Annotated in this window: 9 protein-coding genes and 2 tRNA genes; 8 read left to right on the forward strand and 3 right to left on the reverse strand. The window is 63.6% G+C overall.

The window, feature by feature from the left end:
• Window positions 1-176: 176 nt before the first annotated feature.
• From ACXDF8_RS12750 to madM, 3 genes are read left to right on the forward strand one after another with little or no spacing between them, the layout of a single operon-like run.
• Window positions 177-2969 carry a malonyl-CoA decarboxylase domain-containing protein gene (locus ACXDF8_RS12750; protein WP_457223627.1) on the forward strand — a complete coding sequence of 931 codons (2793 nt, stop codon included), beginning with the start codon at window positions 177-179 and terminating at the stop codon, window positions 2967-2969.
• Between the two features lie 27 nt (window positions 2970-2996).
• Window positions 2997-3398 carry a malonate transporter subunit MadL gene (gene madL, locus ACXDF8_RS12755; protein ID WP_457223628.1) on the forward strand — a complete coding sequence of 134 codons (402 nt, stop codon included), beginning with the start codon at window positions 2997-2999 and terminating at the stop codon, window positions 3396-3398.
• A gap of 1 nt (window position 3399) precedes the next feature.
• Window positions 3400-4164 (forward strand): malonate transporter subunit MadM, encoded by a 765-nt coding sequence (gene madM, locus ACXDF8_RS12760; RefSeq protein ID WP_457223629.1) that lies wholly within the window; start codon window positions 3400-3402, stop codon window positions 4162-4164.
• Between the two features lie 61 nt (window positions 4165-4225).
• On the opposite strand, the gene ACXDF8_RS12765 is transcribed toward madM, so the two are convergent.
• A tRNA-Gly gene (locus ACXDF8_RS12765) sits at window positions 4226-4299 on the reverse strand.
• Between the two features lie 137 nt (window positions 4300-4436).
• Between ACXDF8_RS12765 and ACXDF8_RS12770 the strand changes: the two genes are divergently transcribed.
• The 5 genes from ACXDF8_RS12770 (at window position 4437) to clpX (ending at window position 8996) form a co-directional block, all read left to right on the forward strand.
• Window positions 4437-4510 (forward strand) — tRNA-Pro (locus ACXDF8_RS12770).
• Window positions 4511-4568: 58 nt separating this feature from the next.
• Window positions 4569-5990: a trigger factor gene (gene tig, locus ACXDF8_RS12775; protein WP_457223630.1), complete on the forward strand. Its 1422-nt coding sequence runs from the start codon at window positions 4569-4571 to the stop codon at window positions 5988-5990.
• An 82-nt stretch (window positions 5991-6072) separates the two neighbouring features.
• Entirely contained in the window at window positions 6073-6705 is a 633-nt protein-coding gene (locus ACXDF8_RS12780; RefSeq protein WP_457223815.1) for an ATP-dependent Clp protease proteolytic subunit, read from the forward strand.
• 4 nt (window positions 6706-6709) lie between these two features.
• A complete protein-coding gene (locus ACXDF8_RS12785) occupies window positions 6710-7357 on the forward strand; it encodes an ATP-dependent Clp protease proteolytic subunit (RefSeq protein WP_457223631.1) in 648 nt (215 codons plus the stop codon).
• A 358-nt stretch (window positions 7358-7715) separates the two neighbouring features.
• A complete protein-coding gene (gene clpX, locus ACXDF8_RS12790; protein WP_457223632.1) occupies window positions 7716-8996 on the forward strand; it encodes an ATP-dependent Clp protease ATP-binding subunit ClpX in 1281 nt (426 codons plus the stop codon).
• Between the two features lie 64 nt (window positions 8997-9060).
• Here clpX and ACXDF8_RS12795 read toward each other — a convergent pair whose 3' ends face one another.
• Together ACXDF8_RS12795 and ACXDF8_RS12800 are read right to left on the reverse strand one after the other, a co-directional pair.
• Entirely contained in the window at window positions 9061-10029 is a 969-nt protein-coding gene (locus ACXDF8_RS12795; protein WP_457223633.1) for a glycyl-radical enzyme activating protein, read from the reverse strand.
• Between the two features lie 7 nt (window positions 10030-10036).
• A complete protein-coding gene (locus tag ACXDF8_RS12800) occupies window positions 10037-13060 on the reverse strand; it encodes a pyruvate formate lyase family protein (protein WP_457223634.1) in 3024 nt (1007 codons plus the stop codon).
• Window positions 13061-13122: the final 62 nt, after the last annotated feature.

Consider the following 13122-nt stretch of genomic DNA (forward strand, 5'->3'; position numbering starts at 1 on the left):
GGTGGCGCAGCTCACTTTTATACGCTAGGGTCGCTGTTATATATATCACGCTGATGGATATATATGGCGGGGGCCACGCTCTGGACCCGAGCCGACGATGCGGACAGTAAGGACGCGATATGGGAAGCGCTGAGCACCGGTCGCTAACCCGGCTCCTTGCCGCGTGCGAAACGTTGATGAGTGGCGTGGGTGAGGCCTCGATGCGGGCGGTCGCCGGCCAGGCCCTGGATGCCTACGCTGAACTCGACGACGCCGGCAAGCTTCGATTCTTCCGCCACGTCAACACCGTCTACGACGCCGATGCCGATCGGGTCCGGGCCGCGTTCCGCCGGTGGGACGATGCCCGCCGCACCGGCTCGGACGCCGGTGAGGAGTTGACCGGGCTGTTCAGCGCAGTCGAGCCCGCCCGTCAGCAGCTGCTGCGCCGCATCAACCACGCCCCGGGCGCGACGCTGGCCTTGGTCGAAATGCGGTCGGACCTGCGCCGGCTGATGCGCGACGATTCCGGCCTGCGGCCCGTCGACCACGACTTCCATCATCTGCTCACGTCATGGTTCAACCGCGGCTTCCTACGGATGGAGGAGGTCACCTGGGATTCGCCGGCCGAGTTGCGCCAGCACCTGTTGCGCTACGAGACGGTCCATCCGATGACGACCGAAGCCGAGCTTCGTCGGCGGCTGCAACCAGAGGATCGCCGCGTATATGCCTTCTTCCATCCCGCGACCGGAGACGTGCCGCTGATCTTCGTCGAGATCGCCTTGGTACGCGGCGTCCCGGATCAGATTGCCCCGCTGCTGGAACCGGGCCCCGCGCTCGACGCGTCGACCGCGGACACGGCGGCGCTGTACTCGATCAACAACGCCCTCGACGGGCTGGCCGGCGTCTCCTTTGGCAGCCTCCTGATCAAGCAGGTCATCGAGCAGGTGAGCCAACAGCTGCCGCACCTGCGGCAGTTCGTCACGCTCTCACCCATACCGGGTTTCCGGCGCTGGCTCGACGCCCGGGCGGCGGACGACCTCGCGCTGCGGTCGCTCACCGACGATCTGGACGGCATCGAGGAGGCGGCGGACCTCGACCCCGAGCGGGCCGAGCGGATCCGGAGCCGGCTTATCCCCGCCCTGTTCACCTACCTCACTGTCGAGCGGCGCAGTGACGGTCGTCCGGTGGACTCCGTCGCCCGCTTCCACCTGGGTAACGGGGCCACCGCCTGGCGGCTGAACTGGCCCGCGAATACCGCGCCTGCGGCGTGGCGACAGTCCTACGGGGCGATGGTCAACTACCGCTACGAACCCGACCAGCTCGAACGCCGCCACGAGGACTTCGTGCGCCGGCGCAACGTCGCAGTCAGTGGGCCGCTTGCCCACCTCGCCGACACACTTCCCGGCCCAGAACCCGAGACCGGCCCAGAACCCGAGGCCGGCCCAGAACCCACGAGAGGATTTCCGCCGATGGCGCCCTACGCAACCATTTACCGATCATTCGCCGAGCAGGTACGGCGGCAACCACACTCAGTGCTCTTCGAGCTGCCCGACGGCCGCACAATCAGCTACCGCGACACCGCCGAGACCGTGCATCGGATCGCTGCTCGGCTACTCGCCGACGGTGTCGCGCCGGGGGATCGGGTCGCCATGCAGGTGCCGAAATCGCCTGAGGCCATCGCACTCTATTTGGCGACCCTCCAGATCGGTGGCGTCTTCCTGCCGCTCAACACCGCGTACACCGGTGCCGAAATGCGGTATTTCCTCGGCGACGCACAGCCTCGGGTCCTCGTCTGCGCGCCCGAGCGCCACGCCGACTACGCCGGTTACCGCGACGGCCTCGTCGTCGAAACTCTCGGCGAGTCAGGGGACGGCACCCTGCTGCGCGATGCGGACCGCCACGATGCGGTGTTCGACGCGGGGGCCACCGATCCGGCGGCCATCCTCTATACCTCCGGTACCACCGGGCGCTCCAAGGGGGCGGTGCTTACCCATGGCAATCTGGCCGCGAATTGTGCGGCTTTGCTGGACGCCTGGCAGTTCAGCTCTGAGGACCAGCTGATCCACGCCCTGCCGATCTTTCACATCCATGGCCTGTTCGTCGCGGCGAACATGACGTTGGTGGCCGGCGCGTCCATGTACTACCTGCCCAAGTTCGACACCGACGCGATCATCGACCTGCTGCCGAAGGCCACCGTGTTGATGGGGGTACCGACCTTCTACACCAGGCTGGCCAAGAGTGACCGGCTCACGCCGGAACGTTGTGCGGGGATGCGACTTTTCGTCTCTGGGTCCGCGCCGTTGCTGGCCAGCGACCACGAGGCCTTCGCGGCTCGCACCGGCCATGCCATCCTCGAACGCTACGGCATGACCGAGACCGGCATGAACACCACGAATCCCTACGACGGCGGACCACGCAAGCCGGGAACCGTGGGAAAGCCATTGTCCGGCACGGAGATTCGAGTCGTCGACCGGGAGACCGGACAGTCGCTGCCGGACGGGGAAGTCGGCATCGTGGAGGTTCGCGGTCCCAATGTGTTCTCCGGTTACTGGCAGATGCCGGAGAAGACGGCCTCGGAGTTCCGAGCGGATGGTTTCTTCATCACCGGCGACCTCGGCCGCATCGACGAAGACGGCTACCTGTGCATCGTCGGTAGGGACAAGGACCTGGTGATCTCCGGCGGATACAACATCTATCCCAAGGAGATCGAGGAGCTGCTCGACAGCCACCCGAAGGTGCTGGAGTCCGCGGTCATCGGCGTGCCTCATCCCGAGTTCGGCGAGACCGTAGTGGCCGTCGTCGTTCCAAGGCCGGGTGAACAGCCCCAGGACCACGAGCTGCTGGACCATGTCGCCGGCGACCTCGCGCGGTTTAAACAGCCACGCGCGGTGCGCGTCGTCGAGGCGCTACCCCGCAATGTCATGGGCAAGGTGCAGAAAGCCGAACTTCGCAAGCGTTACGCCGACCTGTTCGACGGCGTCGACGCCTGAATCCCTTCACGAAACAAGGAGTCAATGATGGTTCTCTACGGAGTGGCAGCGCTGGCGCTCTGCATGCTCACGGGCACGGTGGTCGGTGAACTGCTCGGCGTCGCGCTGGGCGTGGATGCCAACGTCGGCGGTGTCGGCTTCGCGATGATCATGCTGATCTTCGCCACTGACTGGCTGCGCAGAAAGGGCATGTTTCCCAAGCCAACTGAACAAGGGGTGCTGTTCTGGAGTGCCATGTACATCCCGATCGTGATTGCGATGGCCTCCACCCAGAATGTCGCGAAGGCGATCACCGGTGGCCCGATGGCGATCCTGGCGGGCCTTGGCGCCCTGTCCGCGGGTGCCGCCCTGGTTCCGGTTCTGGCGCGGATCGGCGAACCCTCCGAGCCGCTTCCCCCCTTGACCGAAGAAGAATTGCAGGAGGCCTGAGATGGAGCTGGTGACCTCGGTCTTCGACAAGAACGCCTTGCTGGTGGCCTTCGTCGTGGTCGGCGCCTTGATGCTGCTATCGGGCTGGCTGTCCAGGACGTTTACTCGCGGCAGGCTGCACGGGTCTGCGATTGCGATCATCCTCGGTCTGGCACTGGCTTATTGGGGCGGTGCGGTTACCGGCGGCGATCACGGGTTGGCCGACGTCGCGATGTTCTCCGGGCTGGCGCTGATGGGCGGCTCGATGCTGCGCGACCTGGCGATCGTGTCGACCGCCTACGGTGTCGACCTGCAGGAGATCAGGCGCTCCGGCCTGACCGGCATTCTGTCGATCGTGTTGGGCGTGCTGGTGTCGTTCGTCGTGGGTGCTGCCATCGCTGGGGCGTTCGGCTACCGGGATGCCGCATCGTTGGCGACCATCGGCGCCGGAGCCGCCACCTACATCGTCGGCCCGGTAACCGGAACCGCGGTCGGTGCCACCTCAGAGGTGATCGCCCTGTCGGTGGCGGCGGGTCTGGTGAAGTCAGTCGTGGTGATGGTCGGCACGCCGATGATTGCCCGGCTGATCGGTCTGAACAACCCGAAGTCGGCCATGGCCTACGGCGGTCTGATGGGCACCACCTCCGGCGTCGCCGGCGGCCTGGCGGCCACCGACAAACGGCTGGTGCCCTACGGGGCCATGACCGCCACGTTCTACACGGGGATGGGGTGTCTGCTCGGCCCGTCACTGTTCTATGTGACCTTGCGGGCCATCGTCGGCGGGTAACGCAAAGCGGGCTCCACGAGCAGGTCAGGCCGCGAAAGCGGCCTGACCTGCTCGTGTCCGTTGGAGCGGGCGACGGGAATCGAACCCGCGTAATCAGTTTGGAAGACTGAGGCTCTACCATTGAGCTACGCCCGCGTGCTTGCGCGTGCCCAAATGTACCGGCGCCGACCAGATCAAATCCAATCGGCCCACCTGAGAGCGGATCGAGAAGGTCGATTGCCGCTGGACAGGCGTTGGGCCGTAGGATCGCGGGCGCAAGAAAGCACCAGCATCGGGGTGTAGCGCAGCTTGGTAGCGCATCCGCTTTGGGAGCGGAAGGCCGCAGGTTCAAATCCTGTCACCCCGACACGCCCACCATGTCCGATCACGACCTACGTACGAAGACTGACCCAAGGAGTACCGCAGTGAAGAGCACCGTCGAGAAGTTGAGCCCGACCCGGGTTCGCATCAACGTGGAGGTGCCCTTCACGGAACTTCAGCCCGACTTCGACCGCGCTTACAAGGAGCTCGCCAAGCAGGTCCGCCTGCCCGGATTCCGTCCCGGCAAGGCTCCGGCCAAGCTTCTCGAGGCCCGCGTCGGGCGCGGTGCGGTGCTGCAGCAGGTCGTCAACGACGCCCTGCCCAGCCGCTACAGCGAGGCCGTCACCGCTACCGAGGTGACCCCGTTGGGTCAGCCCGAGATCGAGGTCACCAAGATCGAGGACGGCGAGGAGCTCGTCTTCACCGCCGAGGTCGACATCCGGCCCGACATCGAGCTGCCCGACCTGAGCACCTTGACCATCACCGTCGAGGCGATCGAGATCGGTGACGACGAGGTCGACGCCGAACTGCAGTCGCTGCGCGCCCGCTTCGGCACCCTCAAGGGTGTCGAGCGGCCCGCCCAGACCGGTGACTTCGTCTCCATCGACCTCTCGGCGACGGTCAACGGCGAGGACCTGCCGGACGCCGCCACCGAAGGCCTGTCGCACGAGGTCGGCTCCGGTCAGCTGATCGACGGCCTCGACGACGCCATCGTGGGGCTCTCCGAGGGCGAGTCGAAGACCTTCACCACGAAGCTGGCCGCCGGCGAGCACGCCGGTGAGGACGCCGAGGTCACGGTCACCGTCAAGTCCATCAAGGAGCGTGAGCTCCCCGAGGCCGACGACGAGTTCGCCCAGCTGGCAAGCGAATTCGACACCATCGACGAGCTGCGTGAAAGCCTCGTCGAGCAGGTGAAGAGGGTCAAGCGCATCCAGCAGGCCGAGCAGATCCGCGACAACGCGCTGGAACTGTTGCTGGAGAAGACCGAGGTGCCGCTGCCCGAGGCGATCGTGCAGGCCCAGGTCGACCAGACCCTGCACAACGCCATCCACGGCCTCGACCACGACGAGGACAAGTTCGCCGAGGCGTTGGAGGCCGAGGGCAGCTCGCGCGAGAAGTTCGACACCGAGACCCGCGAGGCTGCCGAGAAGGCCGTCAAGACCCAGCTGCTGATGGATGCGATCGCCGATGATCTGGAGATCCAGGTCGGCCAGAACGATCTCACCGAGCGGTTGGTCCTGATGGCCCGCCAGTACGGTCTGGAGCCCGCGCAGCTGCTGCAGATCCTGCAGCAGAACAACCAGCTGCCGGCCATGTTCGCCGACGTACGCCGTGGCCTGACCGTGGCGGCGGTCGTCGAGGCGGCCACCGTCACCGACACCGAGGGCGCCGTCATCGACACCACCGAGTTCTTCGGCTCGCCGGCTGACAACGAGGGTGTCGACGTCGCCGACGAGGCCGCCGAGGCCGTCGAGGCGGCCGAGGATGACGCCTCCGCCGAGCCGCAGGCTGACAAAGCCGAATAACGCCGACAGCGAAAGCGCGCGCTCCTCGGCGTGCGCTGGCCGGTCGGTTGGTTAGGGTCGGGTAGTACTCGAGAAGTCGAGCCTGAAGTCAAGGTCTGTAGAAAGCAGGTATCAAGTCGTGACTCACATGCGTTCGAGCGCGCCAGGGCTGAACCTCAGTGACTCGGTATATGAGCGGTTGCTCGCCGAGCGCATCATCTTCCTCGGCTCGCAGGTCGATGACGACATCGCCAACCGGTTGTGCGCCCAGATTCTGCTTCTGGCCGCGGAGGATCCGACGAAGGACATCTCGCTCTACATCAACTCGCCCGGCGGCTCCATCAGCGCCGGCATGGCGATCTACGACACCATGGTGCTCGCACCATGTGACGTCGCCACCTACGCCATGGGCATGGCGGCCTCGATGGGTGAGTTCTTGCTCGCCGCGGGCGCCAAGGGCAAGCGTTTCGCCCTACCGCACGCACGCATCCTCATGCACCAGCCGTTGGGCGGTATCACCGGTGGCGCGGCCGACATCGCGATCCAGGCCGAGCAGTTCGCGCTGATCAAGAAGGAGATGTTCCGGCTCAACGCCGAGTTCACCGGCCAGCCGATCGAGCGCATCGAGGCCGACTCCGACCGCGACCGCTGGTTCACCGCCCAGGAGGCGCTGGAGTACGGCTTCGTCGATCACATCATCACCCGCGCCCACGTGAACGGACTGTCCAATGCTTAATTCGATGCCTGGAACACCTGATCCCCGCTTGGCGCCCCAGGCGCGCTACATCCTGCCGTCCTTCGTCGAGCACTCGAGCTGGGGCGTCAAGGAATCCAACCCGTACAACAAGCTGTTCGAGGAACGCATCATCTTCCTCGGCGTGCAGGTTGACGACGCTTCGGCCAACGACATCATGGCCCAGTTGCTGGTGCTGGAGTCGCTGGATCCCGACCGCGACATCACCATGTACATCAACTCGCCGGGTGGCTCGTTCACCTCGCTGATGGCGATCTACGACACCATGCAGTACGTGCGCGCCGACATCCAGACCGTGTGCCTGGGCCAGGCCGCCTCGGCGGCCGCGGTGTTGCTCGCCGCCGGTACGCCCGGCAAGCGTCTTGCGCTGCCCAACGCCCGCATCCTGATTCACCAGCCGTCTCTCGGTGGTGTCATCCAGGGCCAGTTCTCGGACCTGGAGATCCAGGCCGCCGAGATCGAGCGGATGCGCACCCTTATGGAGGAGACGCTGGCGCGCCACACCGGCAAGGACGCCGCGGTCATTCGCAAGGACACCGACCGCGACAAGATCCTCACCGCCGCTGCGGCCAAGGAGTACGGCATCATCGATACCGTGCTCGAGTACCGGAAGCTCTCCGCCCAGAACGCGTGAGTGGGGGTCGTTCCGGGCTTCTCGAGCGTCCGGGCCATCGCGGTCGCCAGAGCACGGCCGGCGATCGGGACGGTACTGTTGACCTGGGCGAACACCAGGACGCAACTCGACGTTCGAGGCGGCTCAGCGCCTCTCGGTTCAGTAACGGCGGCGACACGCCAATAACACGGCGGCGCGTTCCGAAGCGACGAGAGCGGTCTTACGGGATATGTTCACCATCACGCACGAATACCACCGACGCTATTCGGCTTTATCTGTCGCCCCGTGGCGGAGCAAGCGGGTAGCGTCGGGACATACCCCGACACTGACTCATTGGCAACGATCGAAGACCCGGCGAAGAAAGTAGGACCTCACCACCATGGCGCGTATCGGAGACGGCGGTGACCTGCTGAAGTGCTCGTTCTGCGGTAAGAGCCAGAAGCAGGTGAAGAAGCTCATCGCGGGCCCGGGCGTCTACATCTGCGACGAGTGCATCGACCTGTGCAACGAGATCATCGAAGAGGAGTTGGCCGACGCCGACGACGTCAAACTCGACGAGCTGCCCAAGCCGGCCGAGATCCGGGAGTTCCTGGAGAGCTACGTCATCGGGCAGGACACCGCCAAGCGCACCCTGGCTGTCGCCGTCTACAACCACTACAAGCGCATCCAGGCCGGAGAGAAGCACCGCGACTCTCGCTCCGAGCCTGTCGAGTTGGCCAAGTCCAACATCCTGATGCTCGGCCCTACCGGCTGCGGCAAGACCTACCTCGCGCAGACACTGGCCAAGATGCTCAACGTGCCGTTCGCGATCGCCGACGCCACCGCGCTGACCGAGGCCGGCTATGTCGGCGAGGACGTCGAGAACATCCTGCTGAAGTTGATCCAGGCTGCCGACTACGACGTCAAGCGTGCCGAGACCGGCATCATCTACATCGACGAGGTCGACAAGATCGCCCGCAAGAGCGAGAACCCCTCGATCACCCGCGACGTGTCCGGTGAGGGTGTGCAGCAGGCCCTGCTGAAGATTCTCGAGGGCACCCAGGCATCGGTGCCGCCGCAGGGCGGGCGGAAGCACCCGCACCAGGAGTTCATCCAGATCGACACCACCAACGTGCTGTTCATCGTGGCGGGTGCATTCGCGGGCCTGGAGAAGATCGTCTCCGACCGCGTCGGTAAGCGTGGTCTGGGTTTCGGTGCCGAGGTGAAGTCCAAGGCCGAGATCGACACCCAGGACCACTTCTCCGAGGTCATGCCGGAGGACCTGATCAAGTTCGGCCTCATCCCGGAGTTCATCGGTCGTCTGCCGGTGGTGGCCTCGGTGACCAACCTGGACAAGGAATCGCTGGTCAAGATCCTCTCCGAGCCGAAGAACGCCCTGGTCAAGCAATACACCAGGCTGTTCGAGATGGACGGTGTCGAGCTGGAGTTCACCGGTGACGCGCTTGACGCGATCGCCGATCAGGCGATCCACCGCGGCACCGGTGCGCGCGGTCTGCGCGCGATCATGGAAGAAGTCCTGCTGCCGGTGATGTACGACATCCCTAGCCGCGACGACGTCGCCAAGGTCGTGGTGACCAAGGAGACCGTCCAGGACAACGTCCTGCCGACGATCGTGCCCCGCAAGCCGGCACGCCCCGAGCGCCGCGACAAGTCGGCCTAGGAGCGGGTTCGCCTGGGCTCGGGTGGGAATCGGTAGCAGGGCGTTTCGGCACACATTGTCCCGCTCAGCCGGTTTCTGCCGTGACTCCGTATTCCTGGAAGATCCGCGAAAGCTGTTCTAACCGACTGGTGTCATAAAGCGCTCGAGTGGCGGGGCTTTCGATGCGAATGGTGTCGATGCCGAGCTTGACATACTTTTCGGCCCACAGGGGATTGCTCTTCAGGACGATTGTTCGGGTGACGCCGTTGGCCTCGTAGAACTGGGCCAACTCCCTGATGTTCTTCTCGGTGTCCGTGATGTCCGGAATCAGCGGTGTCCGCGGTACCACGCAGAATTGGCCAGTATGCGACATCCGGTGCAGGCGCACAAAATTGTCCTTGATCACGTCGTTGTAGGTTCCGCAGAACCGCTTGTGGTCATCGCGGTCCAGAATTTTCATGTCCAGGTAGATCACGTCCGTATGCGGCAGTATCACGCGTTCGAAATCGTCGAAGCGGAATCTTCCGTTGGTTTCGACCAATGTGTGCAGACCCTCGGCCTTCAGGCGCTGCAGCAGCGTGGACAGGAACTCCATAAACAGGGTCGGCTCGCCGCCGGACACTGTGACTCCACCGCCAGAGGCTTGGAAGTACGTCTTGTATTGGACGACGTCGTCGACCAGGTCGTCCACACTCATGGTGCGGCCCACCGCCGAAAGCGCCCGTGACGGGCAACTATCCACGCATCGGAAGCAGGTCGTGCAGGCCTGCCGGTCGATCACCACCGGCGGCTCGCCGATTGACGGATCTCCCATTCTCAGAGCGCTCGGGGGGCACACTCCGATACATTCCCGACAGCTGATGCAGGCACCTTTGTCGTAGTACAAGTCATTTCGACGGCGCTTGCTTTCCGGATTGTGACACCAGGAGCAATTCAGGTTGCAGCCCTTCAAGAAGATGACCGAGCGTATTCCCGGTCCGTCCTCCAGCGAGTTGTGTTTCATCGCAAAGACATATGGCACTCCGTGAACCAGATCGGGCGCGGCCAGGTTCACCGCAGGTCTAGATGACAAACTCGGTCCTCCCGATGATCTCCAACTGGAGGTCGCGCTGCATACGGGTGTAATACCCGGTGTAGCCGGAGACGCGAACAATCAGATCCGGATAGAACTCAGGATGTGCCATCGCGTCCCGCAAGGTGTCGCCGTCCACCATGTTGAACTGAACCTGCATGCCACCGTTGACGAAATAGGCCTGGACGTAGCTGGCGATGTGGTCGACGTTCTGTTTGTGGGAATCCTTGTTCGAGAACGAAAGTCGGACATTGAGGGTGTAGTTGTTGTCGCACGTGAGCGGGTCGATGCTGGCGACGTCGTTGAAGTTGTCCAGCGGGTTCTTCGAGGCGGCCGGGTTGGGTGTCAGGCCTGAGGTAAAAGGCGTTCCCGCAAGCCTTCCCGAAGGCGAAGCCCCCGACACCCGTCCGTACACCGTGTGGTTGTTGTTGGTGCGGTAACCGGTGCTGTAATGCCCGCCCCTGCCGTTGTCCTGATCGTGGAGGAAATCGGCGGTCATGCGGGTGACCCGACTCACCATGGCCCGCCCTTTCGGATCACCGGAACCGAACTTCGGCACGCGATTCATGATGTAGGCGTGCATGGCCTCATAGCCCTCGAAGTTGGCATCCATGGCATCCCTGAGTTCCCGCAAGGTGTACTTCTTCTCGTCGAAGACGACCTGCTTGATTGTCAGGAGGGAGTCGGTGACATCAGACAGCGCAATGAAGGCCGCACCCGAGGAGTTGTATCGGGCACCGCCGTGCGTCATACCGACGCCGGACTCGACACAACCTTGCAGGGTGACCGAATACAACGGCGCCGGCATGATCTGCTGATGCACCCGCAGGATCTGGTGGGAGGCCTCGATCGCCTCCTGGTAGATGAATTTGAACTGAGTTTCGAACGCTTCGAAGAAGTCGTCGAATGTTTCGAACACTTCGAGCTCGCCGGTCTTCGGGCCGAAATCCCATCGGGCCGTCGGGTGATACCCGTTGTACATGGCCATGGTCAGTGGAACCATCAGATTGGAGTCGACATCGCCGGTGGCGGCGAAGTGCTTGCCGTGGATCACCGGCTCGACACACCCGCACGGAACCCAGTCTCTGGCATCGTCGACCTTCCACCCGTGCTGGCACAGCGAGTCGATGATGGCTTCGTCGTTGTGGATCGACGGGGTTCCGCTGGTGATGTAGTTCAGCTCTGCCACCCGACGGATGTAGTCGGTGCTGTTGACGCCCACCATGTAGCGCGCATCCATGTCCGGATCATCCAAAGACAGCATCTCGGCCACTTTGAGCACGATGTAGGTCATGTCATTGACGGCGTCCTTGCCCTCGGGGGTCACGCCCCCAACCGTCACCGAGGCGACGCCCGGCGCCCCGCTGTTCTGCCACGAGGCAATGGTGGCCGCCGCTATCCGATGGCTTGTGAAGCGCAGGAAAAGACAGCCGACCAACTCGATGGCGCGCTTGACGTAGGCCTCTCGCTCCTCGACGGGGGTCTTCTCGATGTCCGCGGCAAAATACGGCTGCAGGATCTGGTCGAGACGGCCGACGGTGATGTCGTCGTCCATGCTGTCCAGGCTCAGCGCGATGAACATGATCCACAGTGCTTGAACGGCCTCGTGCAGGGTTTGCGCCGGGTAGCGGGGCACGCGTAGCAGATTGGCGTGGATGGTCTCGAGTTCTTGCCTGCGGGTCGGATCGGCTTCATTGTCGGCCGCCGTGCGAATCATGGCTGACAAGTTGCGGGTATAGGCGAGCACACCGTCGATGGCGGCCAGCATCGCTTCCCAGGTGTTCATTTTGTTCGGGTCGACGTTGTCGGGTGATGCGTCGACGTGGGCGGCCCGCTGTTGTAGTGCTTCTTCGCGGATGCTGTCCAAGCCTTGGCGCACCACCCGTTCGAAGCCGGGGCTGCCGGGGTTCAGTGAATTCAAGCTCCAGAGATTGAAGCAGAACATCCGGTCGTTGATCTTCGCTGAGAGCGGGTAGTCGTTCTGGGCCTTCCACATCTGCACGGTGTGCTTGTCCATCCAGAACGGGAACACGTACCGGTGCAACGTTTCCCGCGTCTCGTCGCTGATGAAGAAGGGATCCAGCTCGCGATCCTGCAACGTGGTCATTTCACCCCAAATCGACCAGCCCACCGTGTAGGGCTGCTGGATCGACCCGCAGATCGGATTGGGTGTGATGGTCCCGGCGAGCAGACCGTCTTTGCGCAGCAGAGGCTCTTTGTTCCTCATCAGATACTCGAAAGCTCTGGCCGTGCGCAGAGTCGGATCCCAAGCGGTACCGTCTGGTTTGGTCTCGAACCCGTTGATCACGTAGAAGTCGGTAAGCAGCCGCCCCTGTTCGGCAGTCACTTCCGGCATGGTGTCGTAGTGCTCTTGGCGGAATCTACTGAGGCGGGGAAAGTCCTCCAGGACGTATTGCGACAGGAAGGGCTCCTCGAGGTACTTCACTCCGGGATCCACCTTCTCCGCGCGCAGCCGTCCCTTGATCCGGCTTCGTTGCATACCGCGCTGCGGTTCACCTGCTTGCTCCGCGCTCACCAGAGCTTTCTGCCGGTGTTCCTCGATTTGCTTGCGGTACGACTCGACGTCCGCGCTTCGACTGAGCAGGGAGGTCAAATAGCTCACATAGCCGAAAACCGCGGGATTGCCTTCGAGGCGGACCCGGCTGGCGAGGAACATCCGGATGGCCTGGTCGTGGTCGGCGTTGACATAGGAGGCGAACTCCTGCAACGAATCGAACACCAGGGTCGCCCCCGCATCCGGCCGGCAGACTCCCTTGATCACAGTGCATTCGGCATTTCGAATCTCGATTGTGCACTGCACGGCATCGTCTTCGGTTCTGATCCCGACGACGGCGTCGATCGGACCGAAGGCACCCGTCATCTCCCGGTTGAGAGCAGGCTCGGTGTTCAGCGCGCGTTCGATGTTCTTCAACGTCGCGAACAGGAGCGCTTCGGCATCCTCGTACTCGCTGTCCAAAGAGCCGTTGCCAACGGTGTTGCTGAAGTTCTTCATCAGTTCTGGGCACCTGCTTCGGCTGTTATCGAGATGGGCATATGGCGTCGAAATCGCACTCT

The organism is Mycolicibacterium sp. CBM1 (assembly GCF_054073305.1).

Bases quoted from the DNA above. Each gene is read 5' to 3' on its own strand.
- ACXDF8_RS12750 (WP_457223627.1), top strand. From the start codon at position 177: ATGAGTGGCGTGGGTGAGGCCTCGATGCGGGCGGTCGCCGGCCAGGCC.
- madL (WP_457223628.1), top strand. From the start codon at position 2,997: ATGGTTCTCTACGGAGTGGCAGCGCTGGCGCTCTGCATGCTCACGGGC.
- madM (WP_457223629.1), top strand. From the start codon at position 3,400: ATGGAGCTGGTGACCTCGGTCTTCGACAAGAACGCCTTGCTGGTGGCC.
- ACXDF8_RS12785 (WP_457223631.1), top strand. From the start codon at position 6,710: ATGCCTGGAACACCTGATCCCCGCTTGGCGCCCCAGGCGCGCTACATC.
- clpX (WP_457223632.1), top strand. From the start codon at position 7,716: ATGGCGCGTATCGGAGACGGCGGTGACCTGCTGAAGTGCTCGTTCTGC.
- ACXDF8_RS12800 (WP_457223634.1), bottom strand. From the start codon at position 13,060: ATGAAGAACTTCAGCAACACCGTTGGCAACGGCTCTTTGGACAGCGAG.